The organism is Mesorhizobium sp. B2-4-3, assembly GCF_006442815.1.
Classification (GTDB): domain Bacteria; phylum Pseudomonadota; class Alphaproteobacteria; order Rhizobiales; family Rhizobiaceae; genus Mesorhizobium.
The window spans coordinates 1-17,233 of the sequence record NZ_VFVL01000036.1 but is presented as its reverse complement, the minus strand read 5'-3'; the positions used below and the strand labels follow the sequence as shown (position 1 = coordinate 17,233).

The following is a 17,233-nucleotide window of genomic DNA, read 5'->3' as shown; positions in this document are numbered from 1 at the left end:
CTCAGCCCGAAATCGCAACGGAGGCCGGTTTCTGCACCTCATTGACGACGCCGCTGGTGTCGCCTCCAAAATATTTCTCGAAAAGCTTCTGGTATTCGCCGTTCTGCTTGATCTTGGCGAGGCCGGCATTGATCTTCTCGACCAGCTCCGGCTTCTGCTTGCTGATGGCGATGCCGTAATATTCGCCGGTCAGCAGCGGGCCGACGGTCTCGACGTTGTCGTGGCCGGCCTTGAAGTTGACGTTGACGGGATTGTCGAAGATGACCGCGTCCGCGCCGCCGGTCTCGAGCGCCTGGTAGGCGGCATCGATGCTCTGGAACTGCTTCACATAGTCCGCCGCGAAGCCGTGGCTGGTCAGATAGTCGACGGACGAGGTTGCCTTCTTGGTGGCGACCACGTGGCCCTTGAGGTCGTCGAAGCCCTTGATGCCGGAGTCCTTCTTCACCAGCACCGACAGGCCGGATTTATAGTAGGCGTCGCTGAAATCGACGTTCTGCATGCGGCTGGTCTTGATGGTTATCCCGGCAACCGCGGCATCGATCGAGCCGGCCTGCAGGCTTGGGATGATGCCGTTGAACGGCAGCGTTTTCAGGCTGACCGTCATGTCCTCGGCCTTGGCGATCGCCTTGATCATGTCGATATCGAAGCCCGTGACCTCGCCATTCGTCTCGGTCTCGAATGGCGGGAAGGTCGTGTCGGCGCCGACCACTATGTTGGTTGCGGCACTTTGCGCCGCCGCCATGGGCGTTGCGCCGAACGAGAATAGGAGGCCGGAAACCAGCGACGTGGCCAGCATGATAAGCGACTTGTTGTTCACAGATGTCTCCTTTCGGCGGGCATTCGTCAGCCTGGAATACGTCGACGATCAGGAGTGCGCGCAAAGCATGAACTCGGAGCCCGTACTGAGCATCTGGATCGGGCGGCGCCCAAGTCAAGGCTGGCGCGGCCGTGCTTCTTCGGGGAAGGAATGCGCCCAGCGGATTTGACGGGCAGCCAGGTCCCGCGACCGGTTGTGCCAAGGCTTGCGCCGAATGTCGGCCACCGCCTGCCTCGTCATCGGACCTTCCGATACCACTATCGGTTTCTTCCGTTTCAGCTTCGCGCACCGGTCTGCCACATCAGCGTCCATGCAAGGGAAAGGCATGGACATGGACAAGCAGAGAATCCTGATCGTCGGCGGCAGCTCGGGCATGGGGCTGGCGCTCGCCAGGCGATGCCTCGAGGAAGGCGCCGGCGTCGTCATCGCCGGGCGCGGGCAAGCGAAGCTGGGCGCTGCGCAGAAAGAACTCGGCCACCGGGACACGCTCGAAACTGCCGTGGTCGATATCAGCCGCGAGCATGAGGTCGCAGCGTTGTTTCAGCGTATCGGGCCGCTCGACCATATCGTCAGCACCGCCGCCGCGATCGAAGGCGCGTACCGGCTGTTGCCGGAGATCGAGCTTTCGGCCGCGCAGCGGGTGGTCGAAAGCAAACTCTACGGGCCGCTGCTGCTCGCCAAGCATGGCGCGCCGAAACTGCCGCCGACCGGCTCGCTCACCTTCGTCTCCGGCATCGCGGCCTATCGGCCAGCGCCGCGCGGCTCGGTAGTCGCGGCCGTCAACGCAGCGCTGGAAGGACTGGTGAGAGCGCTGGCCGTGGAGCTCGCGCCGATCCGAGTCAACGCCGTGTCGCCCGGCTGGGTCGACACGCCGATATGGGAGCTCGTCGCCGGTGACAGGAAGGCGCAGACGCTGTCCGCCATGGCGGAGCGGTTGCCCGCGGGGCGGGTCGGAAGGCCCGAGGACATCGCCGACGCAATCCGCTTCCTGATCGGCAATGGCTTTACGACGGGAGAGACGCTGCACGTCGAGGGCGGGCACCGCCTGGTGTGACCGGGACGAAGCCCTCCCCTAGAGCGGCCAGCAACGCCTTCAGCGCCGGCGGCTGGACCCGGCGGCGGCGCCAGACCATCACGATGTCGGCCGAGCGGACCGGGCCGGGCCAGGCAAGCTCGGCGACCTCGCCGCGAGCGATCGCAGCGGCGACCGCCAGCCGCGGCACCAGGCCAAAGCCGGCGCCGGCCGCCACCAGGCTGGCTATGGCGTCGATGCTGCCGGCTTCGGCGGCCAGCCTTGGCTTACCGAGACCTGCCTCGGCAAACGCCTTGTCGACCATGGCGCGGTAGACGCAGCCAGTCTCGGTGGCGACGAAATGCTTTTCGGCCAGCGCCGCCAGATCGACATCCGCCCGGTTGTCGCCCGGAGGTGCGATCAGCGCCAGCGGCTCGACCGCAACCACGCGCCTGGCAAGGCGCGGGTCCTGCTCACCAGCATCGGATCGCTCGAAGCAGAAAGCGACGTCGATCTCGCCGTCGCCGAGCCTGCGCAGCAACTCGCCACTTCCGGCTATCTTCAGTTTGATGTCGTTATCGGAATGATCGGCTCGGAAACCAGCAAGCCATGGCGCCAGCCTTGCCGCGGCGATCGTCTCCAGCGCGCCGATCGACAGGCTGCCGGCCGCCTCGGCGCTGGTGGTATCGATGGCGGCGCGGGCGTCGTCGGCAAGCGCCAGCAAGTCCTCGGCATAGGGTTTCAGCGCCTCGCCCGCCGGCGTCAGGGTGAGCCCCTGCCGCGAGCGCGTGAAGAGGCTGGCGCCAAGCTCGGTCTCCAGCGCCTGGATCTGGTCGCTGACGCTCGACTGGGCGAGATTGACCTCCCGCGCCGCGCGCGTGACGTTGCGGGTACGCGCGACCGCGAGGAATGTCTTCAGCAGCCGGGGATGCATCGGCGCTTCAAGCCTACTGCAGTTGCGGTTTCTTCAGGAAGGAATTGCGGTCGGCGGATTTGACGCGCAGCCAGGTCTCGCGGCCGTCGCGCACGACGCGCAGCGGAATTTCCGCGCCGGCCGGGTTCTGCCAGAGTTTTCTGTAGAAATCGGCCAGACCGTCGACTTCGCCGTCGCGCACGTCGGAGATGATATCGCCCTGGCGCAGGCCCGCCTGGGCGGCCGGGCCGCCTTCGGCCACGCTCATCACCACTACCATGCCGTTCGACTCGGCCGAGAAGGCGCCGAGCCACGGACGCGGCGCCTTGGCCGCCTGGCCGCGCTTGATGAGATCGTCGAGGATCGGGGTCAGGAGATCGATGGGCACGACCATGTTGATGTCGGCCACCTCGCCGGCACGGCTCATCTGCAGGCGCAGCGAGCCGACGCCGAGCAGCTTGCCGTCGGGGTCGAACAGCGCGGCACCGCCCCAGGACGGATGCGCGGGCGCAATGAAGATCGCCTCATCGATCAGATACTCCCAGTAGCCGGCGAATTCCTGCTTGGTAACGATGTGAGCGTCGACCTGCTGGCCGATGCCGTCGGCGAGCGTCACGGCATCGCCGATATTGGTCTTCCTGGCATTGCCGAACTGCACAGCCGGAAGGTTGAGCGGCGACAGCGCCTGAACAAGGCCGAAGCCGGTTTCCTGGTCATAGGCAAGCGCGTGCGCGGCGACTACGCGGCCGTCCTGGTCGGTCAGCCACACTTCCTCGGCCTCGGTGATGAGATAGCCGATGGTGAGCACAAGGCCATTGTCGCGGATCACCACGCCGCTGCCTTCGCGGCGCGTGCCCAGCGCATTGGCGGTGAAAGCGTCGTCCGGCACCGTGGCGCGCACGGCAACGACGGAGCGCGAAATTTTCTCGATGGTCATCGATCCATCCTGGATTGCGAGGTCTTAGCCTATAAGTATGGCCGAAGGAGCGCGGCGCAAGGGCGGATTCCCCCTTGCCGGCTTGGCACAAGCGCTAGTTCAACGAAGATTGAACTTTTTTCTTTGACGCGCGCGGAACCGCACCTAAGTCTAGCGGCATCCGTGGCGGACTTCCCGCCGCTTACGAAACACAGGGCCGCCAACATGGACGAATACACCCCGCCGAAAGTCTGGACCTGGAACAAGCCTAACGGAGGCGCCTTCGCCTCGATCAACCGGCCGATCGCGGGCCCCACGCATGAGAAGGAACTGCCGGTCGGCAAGCACCCGCTGCAGCTCTATTCGCTGGCCACGCCCAACGGCCAGAAGGTTACGATCATGCTGGAGGAGCTTCTGGCGCTCGGCCACAAGGGCGCGGAATACGACGCCTGGCTGATCAAGATCGGCGACGGCGACCAGTTCGGTTCCGGCTTCGTCGGGGTCAACCCCAACTCGAAGATCCCGGCGCTGATGGACCGCAGCGAGCCCAAACCGGTGCGCGTGTTCGAATCCGGCTCGATCCTCACCTATCTCGCCGAAAAATTCGGCGCATTCCTGCCGACCGAGCGCGCGGCGCGCGCGGAAACCTTCTCGTGGCTGTTCTGGCAGATGGGCTCGGCGCCCTATCTCGGTGGCGGCTTCGGCCATTTCTACGCCTATGCGCCGCACAAGATCGAATATGCGATCGATCGCTTCGCAATGGAGACCAAGCGGCAGATGGACGTGCTCGACCGCCGGCTGGCCGAGAGCGAATATCTTGCCGGCCCGGACTACACCATCGCCGACATGGCGGTGTGGCCCTGGTATGGCGGGCTGGCCAAAGGCCGCAGCTACAACGACGCCGCGCAGTTCCTCTCGGTGCATGAATACAAGAACGTGCAGCGCTGGGCCGACGCGATCGACGCCAGGCCGGCGGTAAGCCGCGGCCGCATGGTCAACCGCATGTCCGGCGATCCGGCCTTCCAGCTGCGCGAGCGCCATGACGCCAGCGACTTCGAGACGAAGACGCAGGATAAGCTGGAGGCGGCGGAGTAAAGGATAATCTCCCTCCTAGTGCGGGCGATTGGCTGTCGCCAGCTCCCGCTACCTCCCAAAGGTATACGTCACCGTCGCCACGCCCAGCGCGGAGCTCTTGGCGGCGACCGAGACCATGTCCGGCAGCGGATTGGCCGGCATGCGCAGCGTCTTTTCGCCCAGCGCATAGAGCGTGAAGACATAGTGATGCTGGCCGCTGCCGGGCGGCGGACATGGGCCGAAATAGCCGGCGCGTCCGACGCCGCCCTTGCCCAGTTCCGATCCCTTGGGCATGCGCTTGCCGCCCTGCGCGCCGGCGCCCTCGCGCAGACCCTTGGCGCTCGCCGGGATGTTCCAGGCCAACCAGTGCCAGAAGCCCTTGCCGCCATTGGCATCGGTGTCGAACATGGTCAACGCGTAACTCTTGGTGCCGGCGGGCGGATCCTTCCAGGCAAGCGCGATCGAGACGCTCTGCCCGCCGCAGCCGGCTTTGTCGCCGAGATATTTCGCATTCCATTTGCCGTTCGATACCGACGGGCTGGAGATCTCGAAGGCCGCCGCCTGACCGGCGAAGGCGACAAGGGCAAGCATGGTGAAGCCGAGGCGCAAGGTCATCTGATCCTCCCTGAATGACGCAGCGTAGCCGAAAAGCGGTCCGAAAAAGGGCAAGCTAGCGCGGCCGCCTGCCGGGACAATGAAAAAGCCCCGCCGGTGGAGGCCGTCGGGGCTCTTTCGTTCGGACCATGGAGGTGGGACCCCACGGCCGGGTCGATCCGGGGGTGTTGGATCGGTCGCGACACTAGCCGAGGAATCGGCCGCGCGGACAATCACGGCTGCGCACTACCAATCACGCTTGCGCGAGAATGAGGTGATAGCCGGCTTACCCCTGCAGCAGCTTCGCCAGTCTCGGCACGCCTTCGTTCACCGCGCGGTCGTCGGCAAGCGTGAACGACATGCGCAGCGTGTTGCGGCCGGTGCCGTCGGCATGGAAGGCGTTTCCCGGCACGAAGGCGACGCGCGCCTCCTTGACCGAGCGCGCCAAGAGCTCGGTGGCGTCAGCGCCTTCCGGCAGCGTCAGCCAGACGAACATGCCGCCGTCCGGGCGGCTCCAGGTGATGCCGTCGGGCATGTTGGCTTCCAACGCGGAAAGCAGCGCGTCGCGGCGCTTGCGGTAGGCGCCGATCAGCTTGTCCACCTGGGCATCGAAGATGGTCTCGGCGACGCGGTGCATGACCATCTGGTTGATCGAGGGGCTGTGCAGGTCGGAGGCCTGCTTCATCAGGACCAGCTTTTCCACCACATGGCGCGGCGCGCAGACCCAGCCGACGCGCATGCCGGGCGACAGTATCTTCGAAAACGAGCCGCAAAAGAGCGTGCGCGCATGATCGATGCCGCCGGAGCGGGCGCAGTCGAGCGCAAGGATCGGCGGTTCGCCCTCGCCGTCATAGCGCAGCGCGCGGTAGGCGGCATCCTCGATGACGGCGATGTCGAGCTCGCCGGCGAGGTCGAGCACCGCCTCGCGCTGCCTGGTATCCAGCGTGTTGCCGGTCGGATTGGCGAAATCCGGCACCAGATAGGCGAACTTCACCTTGCCGCCCCCTTTCGAAAAAGCAGAGGGGGCGGCGGCCGCGGCGCGATAAGCCTCCGGCGTCATGTTGCCGCCGGCGGTGTTCAGCCGGTCGTAACGCGGCTCATAGGCGTTGAAGGCCTGCAGCGCGCCGAGATAGGTCGGCCAGGTGACCAAGGCCGTGTCGCCAGGCGACAGGAACAGCTTGCCGAGATAGTCGAGCGCCTGCTGCGAGCCCGAGGTGATGAAGATGTTGCCCTCGTCGCATTGAACGCCGAGCTTGCCCATATAGGCGGCCAGCCATTTGCGCAGCGGCAGGAACCCTTCGCTGACCTGGTATTGCAGGGCCGCGCCCGCCTCCTTGCCGCCCAGCACGGCCTGGTAAGCATCGGCGATGGCTTCGGCCGGAAACAGCGACGGGTCGGGAATGCCGCCAGCGAAGGAGATGATGTCGGGCTGGTCGAGCAGCTTCAACAGCTCGCGGATTTCGGAAGCCTTCATGCGCGAGGAGCGCGAGGCCAGAAGGTTCAACAGGGTCAAGGCGCACCTCCCGCAGTGCTTATTAGGTCAGCTTGGTTGACCTATTATCAGGCTGCGCCTTTCGCGTGAATACACAAAACGGTCATGGCGCATCGTCGAGGCGACATTTGGCCCACAAATTTGCGCGAACGCTAATGGAAAGCCATTGCGCGATCGGCCGGCCGGGCGCACGATCACGACCAAAGAGCCGGAAGCCGAGAGAAAATCAATCCGGACCAAGGGGGACGCGCATGACACTCGAAGTCATCGGGGCCGGTTTCGGCCGCACCGGCACGTGGTCGACTTTCGCCGCGCTGAACCGGCTGGGCTTTCCGAGCTACCACATGCAGGAAGTCATCATCAACAAGGCCAACAAGGGCCACCTCGACTTCTGGCGCAAGGTGGCGAACAGCTCGCCGGGCAGCCAGCACGACTGGAACCAGGTCTTTTCCAACTACCGGGCAACCGTCGACAATCCGGGCTGCTGCGTGTGGCGTGAGCTGATGGCCGCTTATCCCGACGCCAAAGTGCTGTTGACGCTGCATCCGCGCGGAGGCGAAGCCTGGTATGACAGCACAATCGACACGATCTACTTCACCGAGAATGTCTGGCAATTCAAAGTGCTGGAATGGCTCACACCTTTCGGCCGCAAGTTCGGCGAGATGTCACGCAAGCTGATCTGGGGCCGAACGCTGAAGGGCGTGATGAACGACCGGGACAAAGCGGTGGCGCGCTACAATTCGTATATCGACGAGGTGAAGGCGGCGGTGCCGCCGGAGAAGCTTTTGGTGTTCAAGGTCAGCGACGGCTGGGCGCCGCTCTGCGATTTCCTCGGGGTCGCGCTGCCCAACGAGCCCTTCCCCAATCTCAACGACCGCGCCAGCATCAAGAAGATCATCAACGAGATGATCATGGGATCCTATCTGATGCTTGCCGGCGTTGCGGTCCTGGTCGCGCTGGCGGTCGGCGGTTTATGGTGGTGGCTGGGATAGCAACACCCCTATCCGTCTGCCAGGCCCCGCAGGCGGCCGCGATCAGAACGGCAACCGTATCTCGTCGAGGTGGTTCGACTGTTCGGGCCAGCCAATGTCCTTTTGGACCTCCACCGGCAGTTCGTTCAGCTCACGCGTCGTGCGGCGGCGCTTGCTGGCCTGCGCGAAGGCGGCGCGGATTCGGTTAAGACTTTTGAACATGAAAACCCCCATAGATCAGCGGCGGAAAACCGATGCCGCCTCTTCCCGGTGCCGCTTTTGCGATGCGTCTGTAACCGTTGGATTGCGCGCGAACGGTGAAATGCTTCACGAAGCCGGAGCGGCTTGAAACATATGCATGCAAATTAATTTACGGGATCGGGCATGCACCCTGCGCGCCGGGCGGGAGCCTGCATGGCCTGCAATGTCAACCGCTTGCGCCTATTGCCTGATACGTTGACTCACTTCCCTGGAGTGAGGAGCGCTTACTCCGGCGCCTGCGCATCCGAATTGCTTGGCCTTGCGGTCTGCTCGGAAAGCCGCCCTTTGCGGACGAGCGTCGGCTTTGAGTATTCTTTCTTCATGGCAAGTCCCCAACCTGCGCGGAAACGTGCGACATCCGAATAGACGTTGTCAAGCGAAGGCCCGCCGTCCAGGACGCGACGTCCTACACCGCCACCTTCCCGCCTCGCGCCACTTCCCTGCCCGCTCGATATACGGTGCGCTCCTTCGGCACCGCCACCACCGCCTCCGGGACATGCTCTGCCTTCAGCGCAACGAAATCCGCCTTGGCGCCGACGGCGATGCCGTAGCCCTCGAGCCCGAGCGCCTTGGCGCCGGCATGGCTCACCACGTCGCAGGCGGCTTCCAATTCCCAGTCCTCGTAGAAGCCGGAGCGGTAGCCGATCATGTTGGCGCGGTTGAGCATGTCGCCATCGCCATAGGGCCACCAGGAATCGCGGATGTTGTCGGAGCCGGCGAAGACCGTGACGCCCCCCTTGCGCAGCGCCGCCACCGGCGGGAAAGGATGATCGCCGGGCGCGTTGGTCATGATCGCGACGCCGGCGGCGGCGATCCGCTCGCCGGCCCCTGCCAGCGCATCGGCGGAGATGTCGCCCAGCCCGTAGGCGTGGCTGACGGCGACTTTTCCCTGCATGCCCAGTGCCGCGGTCCGGGCGACTATTTCCTCGATCTCGAACAGGCCAAGCGTGCCGCGGTCATGCAGGTGGATGTCGACGCCGGCGCCGTGCTTTCCGGCAAGGCCGAAGACGACATCGAGATGGCCTTTCACGTCGCGATCGAAGCTTGCCGGGTCGAGCCCGCCGATCAGGTCGCAGCCGAGCTTGAGCGCCTCGTCGAGCAGCTCCGCGGTGCCTGGCGAGGACAGGATGCCGCTCTGCGGGAAGGCGACGAGCTGGATGTCGATCAGGTCGCGGTATTTCTCCCGCACGCCAAGGATCGTCTCGACATGCTTCAGCCCGACCGCGGCGTCGACCATGACATGGCTGCGCATGGTAAGGCTGCCATTGCCGACGCAGAGCTCGAGCTGGTTTTTCGCGCGCTCTTCCATCGGTGCGGCCTGCTCGAGGTTGCGCATCTGGAAGGCGACCCGCTCGCGCACGTCAAACCCATTGGTGCAGGGAATGTGCGGGCGCCAGGCATCGCCATAGAAGGAGGTGTCGAGATGGATATGACCCTCGACGAAAGCCGGCAGCACGAGTTGGCCCTCAAGGTCGATGGCGCCGGCCGGCGGCGCCGCCGCATTGGCTGCAGGCACGATGGCGCTGAAACGGCCGCCGGCGACGGCGAGGTCGGCGACCATGCCATCGGCGAGCCTGGCATTGAGAAAATGAGTCTGGTCCACGATGCAATCCATTGAAAAGGAAAGCCTCAGTCGTCGCCGGTCGGGCGGACGAGGTCAATGCGGATCGAGGGAGAAAGTGTTTCGCCGTTACCCTCTCCCTTGTGGGAGAAGGTGGATCGGCGCGCAGCGCCGAGACGGATGAGGGGTGTTGGAAGGAATGAGGCGCCGGTGATCTTATCGCTTGCAAGGATATCGTAAACGTGGCCGCCAAGCTGGAGCACCCTCATCCGTCCGAGCTTCGCTCGGCCACTTGCTTCCACAAGGGGAGAAGGAAAGAGTCGCCCATATACCGTTTTCGCGGAAGTTTCAGCGAGCGGCAAATGTGCCATGGTGCAGTCTGCGGTATGAGGCCGCCGTGGTCGACGCGGACGCCCAAGCACATCCCCAACAATGCGCCCCCAACGGCCGCGTCGACCATGAACGGAAATGGCAGTGGCGACCTTGCCCTAGGTCGCTTTTTTTTGACCGGCCTCGCTTTTGACCAGCTCTCAGTCAGCCTTGCGTGCCGGCGTATTCCGCGACCAGCGGCTCATATTCCTCGAAGGACGGCAGCGCTTCGTAGCTGTGGACGGCCGACGCGCCGCCCAGGGCAACTTCTCACTGGTCCAGGTCTCGATGAAGGGGGCGAACCAGGCATGGTCGTCGAGCATGGTGGGGCGCAGATTGACGAACCAGTCGATCCCTTCCGGTCGCGTGAACATCCAGGTCATGCAGTAGCCGCAGAAATAGTGCTTCGACGCGCCATGCAAGCCGCCCACCACCGGCTCGCCCTTGGTCACCTCGAAGCCTTCCGAGGGGATCGCCGCGCTCAGCGAATAGGCGCTCGACGACATCGACTGGCAGCCGGTGCAGTGGCAGGCCATGGTGAGCAGCGGCTTTGCCGAAATCTTCAGGCGCACGCGGCCGCAGCGACAGCCGCCTTCGGCGGGAAGAGTGGGGGTGGGCAAGATGGGCTCCTGGGGTTGGGGTTCTTCCCTTCTCCCCTTGTGGGAAAAGGTGTCGCCGAAGGCGACGGATGAGGGGTGCTCTAGGGAAAACCAGCGTCTCACTCCGCTGGAACACCCCTCATCCGTCTCGGCGCTGCGCGCCGATCCACCTTCTCCCACAGGGGGAGAAGGAAGAATGCGCTCACCCCCCAACCAGCTCTGCCGTGGTCGCCATCCATACGCCCTGCCCCGCGAAGGCCTCGTTGTGGCGGGCGATGATGTCGGGCGCCTTCTCCTTCAGTGAATCCAGCGTCGAATGCGCGTCGGAGACCACGGTGACCCCAAGCCCCTCGGCGAAGGCTCCCTTCACGGTAGCGGCGACGCAGAAATCGGTCTGGGCGCCGATGAGCACGACGTCCCGCGCGCCCTGCCCTGCCACCCATTCGGCGAGGTCGGGGTTGGAGAACGCGTTGCCGACGCTTTTGCCGAAGGTCGGTTCGTCGGCGGCCTGGCCGAGCAGCGGCCATACCGGCCAGCCGGAAGCGCCCGGCGCCAGCGGGTCGCCCTCCGGCCCGTCATGGCGGATGAAGGCCACCTTGCGGCCCGTGCGCCGCGCCCAGGCGATCAGCGCGCGCGTGCGCTCGGCGATGGCGTCGGCGTCATGGATCGGCGGATCGAAACGACCATCGAACATGCCGGTCTGCAGGTCGATGACGATGAGCGGCGCAGCGATGGAGGGGGTGGTATCTGGCATGGCGCGAAGATAGCGTCGGTGGGGGATGGGTCAAGAACGGGGACGAGCGTGATCTTCCCCCTCGTGGGGGAGATGCCCGGCAGGGCAGAGGAGGCGCGAAGGAACGCGGCCTCCCAAGTTGGCCCGAGCCAACAATGTTCCGAGCAGTCGGTAGGTTGATTTGAGGCGCGGGCGGGACAGCGCCCCCTCTGGCCTGCCGGCCATCTCCCCCACGAGGGGGGAGATCGCAGTTCCAGCGCCGCGCGCTCTACGACATCAGCGGCATCGGGCCCTTCAGCGCTTCCGCCAGCGCGTCGCGGAAGACCGCGATGGGTCGCGCCAGCCTGCCGGCCGGCGGGCGGTGGAGCAGCCAGCAGCGCACCTGGGGCTTGAATCCGGGGCAATCGACCACCTCGACGGCGTCGCGCCATTGGCTGCCCGACAGCGCGCCCGGCGTGACGACGCCGATGCCGTGGCCGCGCGCCACCAGCGACATTCTCAGATCCGCGCCCTGCGCCTCGACGCCGACATGGAAGGGCAGCCGCGCCACTTCGAAACGATGGCGGATGAAGGCGCGGAAGCCGCAGCCGGTTTCGTTGAGCACCCAGGGATAGCGCGCGAGATCGTTGAGCTCGGCCGGCTTCGGCACGCCGAGCCCAGGCGAGGCGACAAGAAGCACCGCCTGCACGCCGAGATCGTCGCCGACGAGTTCGGGCGGCGGCGCGACGCCCTCGGCGAGGCAGACCGCGATCGCGTCGATCTCGCTGCGCAGCACCTGCTCCATCAGGCGCGGCGACAGGCTGGAAGTGATCTTCAGCGTCAGTTGCGGGAAGGCCCCGCGAAGACTGTCGAGCGGCTCGGACAGCGCGCTGGTCGACAGATATGGCATGATGCCGAGGCGGAACTCGCCCCTCACCTCGCCGTCCGGCGACACACCAGCCTTCAGATCCTCCAGCGAGCGCAGCACGCGGCGGCCATGCTCATAGGCCTCGCGACCCGATGCAGTGGGTTTGAGCGGCTTCGACTGGCGGTCGAGCAAAGGCGTCGCCAGTTGCTCCTCGAGGTTCTGCACCCGGCGCGTCACGCCGGGCTGGGTGAGGTTGAGCCTGGTCGAAGCGCCGACGATGGAGCCGGTCTCGACGACGGCGACGAAGGCTTCAAGGTCATGGATCTTCATGCGCAACTCGCATAATCATTATCAGATCGTTTCAATTGTAGCATTATGCCGACTTGGAATAAAGTCCTTATGAGATATGCATATCGCGAGGACTCATCATGGCCGGATCCGACAACGCTGAACTCGTCGCGACGGCTTTCGTCCCGCCACCTGCCGAGACCGGCGCTCAAACCATCACCCGGGCGCAGACGGTCTTGTTTGCCGGTTCGGTCGGCATCATCATCACCAACATCTTCGCGCCGCAGACGTTGGTTGGGTTGATCGGTCCGTCGCTGGGCGCGGCGGCATCCGAGGTCGGGCTCGTCTCGATGGCGGCGCTGCTTGGCTATGCCGCCGGGCTGTTCTTCCTGGTGCCGCTCGCCGATCTGGTCGAGAACCGCGTTCTGGTGCTGCGCATGCTCCTCGCGGCGGTGCTGGCAGCGGCGGTCGCTTCCGTCGCGCCATCCGCGGCTTCGCTGCTCTTCGTGCTGTTCGTGCTGGGCGCTGCGTCCTCCTGCATACAGGTGCTGGTGCCGGTCGCGGCCTCGATGGCGCCGCCCGGACAGGACGGGCGCGTCATCGGCGATGTGATGAGCGGTCTGATGATCGGCATCCTTTTGTCACGGCCGCTGGCCAGTCTCGTCGCCGACGCCTTCGGCTGGCGCGCCTTCTATGGCATCGTCGCCGCGACGCTGGCGCTGCTTGCCATCCTGCTCGGCTTCACCATGCCGAAGCGCCGGCCGCTGGCGAATGCGACCTATGCGGGGCTCATCGCCTCGCTGCTCAAGCTCCTGCGCCAGGAGCCGGTGTTGCGGCGGCGCGCCCTGACGGCCGCCCTTGTGATGGCGGGCTTCAGCGTGTTCTGGACGGCGGTGGCGCTGCGGCTTGCCGCTCCACCTTTCTATCTCAGTCAGAAGGGCATCGCGCTGTTCGCGCTGGTCGGCGCCGGCGGCGCGGCGGTGACGCCGCTGTTCGGTCGCGCCGGCGACCACGGCTGGACGCGGCCGGCGACGATTGCCTGCCATTTCATGTTGATCGCGGCGCTCGGGCTCGCCGCCTTTGCCGGGGCCATCGAGGCCGGTGGCGCATGGCTGCCTTTGGTGCTGATGGGGGCAAGCGCGGTGCTGCTCGACATCGGCGTCGTCGGCGACCAGACGCTGGGCCGCCGTGCCGTCAATCTTTTGCAGCCCAAGGCGCGCGGCCGCATCAACGGGCTGTTCGTCGGCATCTTCTTCATCGGCGGCGCAATCGGCTCGCTGCTTGCCGGCATTGCCTGGGCCTGGGGCGGCTGGAACGCGGTGTGCGCCGCAGGCGCGGTGTTCGGTGTCATGGCGCTAGTGGTGGACTGGCTGGAGTAGCGCCGCTCCATCTCCCCCCTGGTGGGGGAGAAAGCGATTTCAACATCCTAGCGAAGCTAAGTGTTAGAAATCGCAAGAGAGGGGAAAAGCGCCGGCGAGGAAAGTTAGCGCTCTACGAACAGCAGCGTCAGCGCCCTACGAAATCCCCTCTCTGGCATTTTCCAAGCACTTGCTCGGGGACAAGCCCGCTCGCAAATGCAGGAAAATGCTTTCTCTCCCCCAAGGGGGGAGATAACGCGCCGCGCCGGTCTGTGCCGCCAATCGTCCTGCTATCCGCCTAAGCATTCCTCGGATCGGCCACGCATTGCGGGATCGCGCGGGTGGCGGCGATCAGCTTGCCGCGCACTTCCGAAGGCCGGCGCAAATTCTGCCAGTAGGCGCCGATGCCCTTCATCTCGGTGCCCTCGCCGCCGCCGAGCGCGCCGTCGGCGCCGACCAGCATCGTCACGATCTTGACGCCGCAGGCGAGGTTACGGTCGGGATCGGTGATGTCGACCTCCGACTTGAAGCCGCAGTGATATCTCTGCTCGTCCGACAGCGACAATTGCAGCAGGCCGATCGAATACTGGTCCTGGTCCTCTTCCCAATAGGCGGCAGAGCTGCTGTTGACGGATTCCGCGCTGACCAGGTCGGCAAGCAGCGTACGCCAGAACACGGCGCGGCCGCCGCGACCCTGGCGCAGATAGCCGGGGCAGAAAACCCCTATGTCTGAAGGTTCGAGACCGCTCAGCGGCTTTTCGGCATCGATCAGGTAGGCCAGCTTGCGCGTCACGGTCTTCTGGTCGACCATTTTTGCCACCGCGCCCTGCCCCGCGAGGCAGCTTTTTGCGAACGCCTGCGCCTCCGGCTGGGTGGTATGCCCGTGGGATTTCCACCGGTCGGTGCAGGACGACCGGGACGCGACAACGGGCGCCACCGCTGGTGAGGCGGCCGGCGAGGCGACCGCCACTTTGGCAGGCTTCGGTGTTGCGGCTTTCGGCGCGGCAGCCTGGGGCACTGCGCTTTCGATGACCTTGGGATTGGCGCAGCCGTCGAGCACCAGGGCAAGCCCCGCCAATGCCACGACGATGCGGATCAGCCTGAACCGAACTCCGGCATGCAATCGCACTGAGCCGCCAGCGTACAAATCCCCCTCCGAGCAGTAAACACAACGGACCAGCCCGGCCTCTTAAGGTCACTCTGCCAGATCGGTGGTGGCCTGTCACCCGATCCCGCCAGTGATCGTGAAGGTTCCCTTACAGTGCCCGTCGGGCAGGCGCGCGATGGCCGTGACGATCGAGCCATAGGCGCCGCGCCAGACGCTGTGGAAGCCCTGATGCGTCGATGCCGGCACGACCACCCGACCGGTCTGGCGGTTGCCCTCCGCCCGCATGACGACAGGCTCGCCATTAACGTGAATCTTGATCGCGGCCGGCTCGTCCGCGCCGACGTCCAGCACGATCGCGATCTCGTCGGTGTCGCCGGAGCGCGTCGTCCATGCGGTCAGCGCCAGCGTGAGCGGCGCATCGCCGGCCGCCACGCCCCTGCCCTCGAGCACATCGCCGGCCAGCGCCGGCGTGCGCGGCGGAACGGTGCGGCGCCTGGTGGCGCGCTCATAGTCGCCGGCGATGGTCAGCAACGCCACGTCGTCGTAGGCCTTGCCGGCGAAGGTGAGGCCGACCGGCATGCCGATATCGGCCATCGTTCCCATCGGCACCGTCACCGTCGGAATGCCGAGATGGCGCCAGACCAGATTGCCGTTGGCGACCCAGGTGCCGTCGCGCCAGGCGAGTTTGGCCGAGGCTTCGTCGACATCGGCATCGGCCGGACCGACGTCGGCGACCGCCGGCAGCACCACGGCGTCGAGGCGGTTGGCATCGAGCCAGTCCTCGAAATCGATACGGCGCGTTGCCTCCAGGCCTTTCAGTCCGGCCTCGATGGTGGGAATGCCCGCGAGCGGCGCCACGCCCCGCTTCGCCCGCTCGACATATTGCGCCAGATCGAAATCGGCCTCGCCATAACGGTCGCGCAAGGTGCCCGGCGGCTGCGGAAAGATCTTTGCGCCGTCGACCGAAGCAAGATCGGGGATCGCGGGATCGGCATTAGCGCGCAGGAAATCATCCCAGGACCAGATGGACAGGTCCCAGATCTCGCGCTCGGCGAATTCCGGCGGCACAAGGCCACGGTCGACCATGGAGCGAGCGCCCGGCCGGTCACGCTCGTAGTTGGAGACGACGGGGAAATCGACCTCGACCACTTCGGCGCCGAGCGCTTCGAGATCGCGCGCCGCCTGACGCCAGAGCTCCAGCACAGAGGCGCGCGTCTCGATCGGGCGGTCGGCGCCTTCATCCTTGCCGATATATAGTTTCGGCACGCCGAGGCGCTTGCCCTTGAGCGCACCTTGCAGCGGGAGCGCGGCGTAGCTCGCCTGCCGCAGCGCCGATGTTTTCGGGATATGAACCCAGGGCTGCACGCGCCAGAAATCGCCGCGCGTCTCGGCATCGTCGGCGACGATGACGTCGAGCAGTTCCAAGAGGTCGGGAACGGTCCGCGTGTGCGGCACCACCACATCCATGGTCGGCACCAAAGGCCAGTTGCCGCGCGCCGAGATCACGCCGCGCGAGGGCGTGTAGGCGACCAGCGCGTTGTTGGAAGCCGGCGCCCGGCCGGACGACCAGGTTTCTTCGCCGAGCCCGAAAGCCGCGAAGCTGGCGGCCGTCGCCGTGCCCGAGCCGTTGGACGAGCCGGAAGCGAAGGCGGCGGTGAGAAAGTCCTTGTTGTACGGGCTCTCGGCGCGGCCATAGACGCCGCGCTGCATGCCGCCATTGGCCATCGGCGGCATGTTGGTGAGGCCGATCAGCACCGCGCCGGCGGCGCGCAGCCGGGCGATGGTGAAGGCGTCCTCGGAGGCGACGAGATACTCGAAGGCCGGCGAGCCGGCGGCGACCGTCAGGCCCTTGGCCTTGTAGCTGTCCTTGGCGGTGTAGGGGATGCCGTCGAGCCGCCCGAGCGTTTTGCCCTCGCGACGGCGGCGGTCCGAAGCTTCCGCCTCCTCGAACATCTTTGGGTTGAGGATGGGGACCGCGTTGAGCGCGATGCCGTGGCGGTCGAAATACGCAATGCGCCTGAGATAGGCCCCTACCAGTTCGACGCTGGTGACGGTGCCCTCCTCCAGCGCGCGGCGCAGATCGGCGATCGAGGCTTCGACGAGGTGGAGGGTGGGCATGATTGGCTCGGCTTGCGTGGCGTTTCGCTACCATTGCCCTGCCGGATGTCTACACCGCAAGGGGCTTGGGCTTCATGGAAGCGTTCGAGGAACGGCGCCGAGGGCGGAGCTGCTGATCTCCCCCGCAAGGGGGTGTATGGACTGGGGACATCGCGAACAGGTGTGCGAAGACATCGCGAACAGTTTCCCATGCTAGCGCTGG

15 protein-coding genes and 1 pseudogene are annotated in these 17,233 nt (G+C 65.7%); 4 read left to right on the top strand and 12 right to left on the bottom strand.

Annotated elements, in window-relative coordinates:
* Position 1: 1 nt before the first annotated feature.
* On the bottom strand, positions 2-817 hold the full coding sequence (locus FJ956_RS25960; RefSeq protein ID WP_198541030.1) for a transporter substrate-binding domain-containing protein: 816 nt from the start codon (positions 815-817) through the stop codon (positions 2-4).
* A 325-nt stretch (positions 818-1,142) separates the two neighbouring features.
* On the opposite strand from FJ956_RS25960, the gene FJ956_RS25955 reads away from it, so the two are divergent.
* On the top strand, positions 1,143-1,871 hold the full coding sequence (locus FJ956_RS25955) for an SDR family oxidoreductase (protein WP_140681656.1): 729 nt from the start codon (positions 1,143-1,145) through the stop codon (positions 1,869-1,871).
* Here the strand turns inward: FJ956_RS25955 and FJ956_RS25950 are convergent.
* Positions 1,822-2,763, bottom strand: a complete 942-nt coding sequence (locus FJ956_RS25950; protein ID WP_140681654.1) for a LysR family transcriptional regulator — start codon at positions 2,761-2,763, stop codon at positions 1,822-1,824. The genes FJ956_RS25955 and FJ956_RS25950 overlap by 50 nt on opposite strands.
* A gap of 13 nt (positions 2,764-2,776) precedes the next feature.
* Positions 2,777-3,679 carry a S1C family serine protease gene (locus FJ956_RS25945; RefSeq protein ID WP_140681652.1) on the bottom strand — a complete coding sequence of 301 codons (903 nt, stop codon included), beginning with the start codon at positions 3,677-3,679 and terminating at the stop codon, positions 2,777-2,779.
* A 204-nt stretch (positions 3,680-3,883) separates the two neighbouring features.
* Here FJ956_RS25945 and yghU point away from each other — a divergent pair, with 204 nt between their 5' ends.
* Positions 3,884-4,753 carry a glutathione-dependent disulfide-bond oxidoreductase gene (yghU, locus tag FJ956_RS25940; RefSeq protein ID WP_140681650.1) on the top strand — a complete coding sequence of 290 codons (870 nt, stop codon included), beginning with the start codon at positions 3,884-3,886 and terminating at the stop codon, positions 4,751-4,753.
* Positions 4,754-4,801: 48 nt separating this feature from the next.
* On the opposite strand, the gene FJ956_RS25935 is transcribed toward yghU, so the two are convergent.
* Entirely contained in the window at positions 4,802-5,347 is a 546-nt protein-coding gene (locus FJ956_RS25935) for a YbhB/YbcL family Raf kinase inhibitor-like protein (protein WP_140681648.1), read from the bottom strand.
* Positions 5,348-5,612: 265 nt separating this feature from the next.
* Positions 5,613-6,800 (bottom strand): PLP-dependent aminotransferase family protein, encoded by a 1,188-nt coding sequence (locus FJ956_RS25930; RefSeq protein WP_181170322.1) that lies wholly within the window; start codon positions 6,798-6,800, stop codon positions 5,613-5,615.
* A 269-nt stretch (positions 6,801-7,069) separates the two neighbouring features.
* Between FJ956_RS25930 and FJ956_RS25925 the strand changes: the two genes are divergently transcribed.
* On the top strand, positions 7,070-7,810 hold the full coding sequence (locus FJ956_RS25925; RefSeq protein WP_140681644.1) for a sulfotransferase family protein: 741 nt from the start codon (positions 7,070-7,072) through the stop codon (positions 7,808-7,810).
* 42 nt (positions 7,811-7,852) lie between these two features.
* Here FJ956_RS25925 and FJ956_RS30650 read toward each other — a convergent pair whose 3' ends face one another.
* From FJ956_RS30650 to FJ956_RS25900, 5 genes and pseudogenes are all read right to left on the bottom strand, one after another.
* The gene (locus FJ956_RS30650; protein WP_181170317.1) at positions 7,853-8,011 is read right to left on the bottom strand and encodes a hypothetical protein; all 159 of its coding nucleotides are present in this window, start codon (positions 8,009-8,011) and stop codon (positions 7,853-7,855) included.
* 445 nt (positions 8,012-8,456) lie between these two features.
* A complete protein-coding gene (locus FJ956_RS25920; protein ID WP_140681642.1) occupies positions 8,457-9,665 on the bottom strand; it encodes an amidohydrolase family protein in 1,209 nt (402 codons plus the stop codon).
* 480 nt (positions 9,666-10,145) lie between these two features.
* Positions 10,146-10,600 (bottom strand): annotated as a pseudogene (locus tag FJ956_RS25915) (GFA family protein).
* A 181-nt stretch (positions 10,601-10,781) separates the two neighbouring features.
* The gene (locus FJ956_RS25905) at positions 10,782-11,333 is read right to left on the bottom strand and encodes an isochorismatase family protein (protein ID WP_140681638.1); all 552 of its coding nucleotides are present in this window, start codon (positions 11,331-11,333) and stop codon (positions 10,782-10,784) included.
* A 247-nt stretch (positions 11,334-11,580) separates the two neighbouring features.
* Entirely contained in the window at positions 11,581-12,489 is a 909-nt protein-coding gene (locus tag FJ956_RS25900) for a LysR family transcriptional regulator (protein ID WP_140681636.1), read from the bottom strand.
* 98 nt (positions 12,490-12,587) lie between these two features.
* Between FJ956_RS25900 and FJ956_RS25895 the strand changes: the two genes are divergently transcribed.
* Complete coding sequence (locus tag FJ956_RS25895; RefSeq protein ID WP_140681634.1) at positions 12,588-13,826, top strand: MFS transporter; 1,239 nt, start codon at positions 12,588-12,590, stop codon at positions 13,824-13,826.
* A 277-nt stretch (positions 13,827-14,103) separates the two neighbouring features.
* On the opposite strand, the gene FJ956_RS25890 is transcribed toward FJ956_RS25895, so the two are convergent.
* On the bottom strand, positions 14,104-14,934 hold the full coding sequence (locus FJ956_RS25890; protein WP_140681632.1) for a hypothetical protein: 831 nt from the start codon (positions 14,932-14,934) through the stop codon (positions 14,104-14,106).
* 93 nt (positions 14,935-15,027) lie between these two features.
* The gene (locus tag FJ956_RS25885) at positions 15,028-17,031 is read right to left on the bottom strand and encodes an amidase (protein WP_140681630.1); all 2,004 of its coding nucleotides are present in this window, start codon (positions 17,029-17,031) and stop codon (positions 15,028-15,030) included.
* Positions 17,032-17,233: the final 202 nt, after the last annotated feature.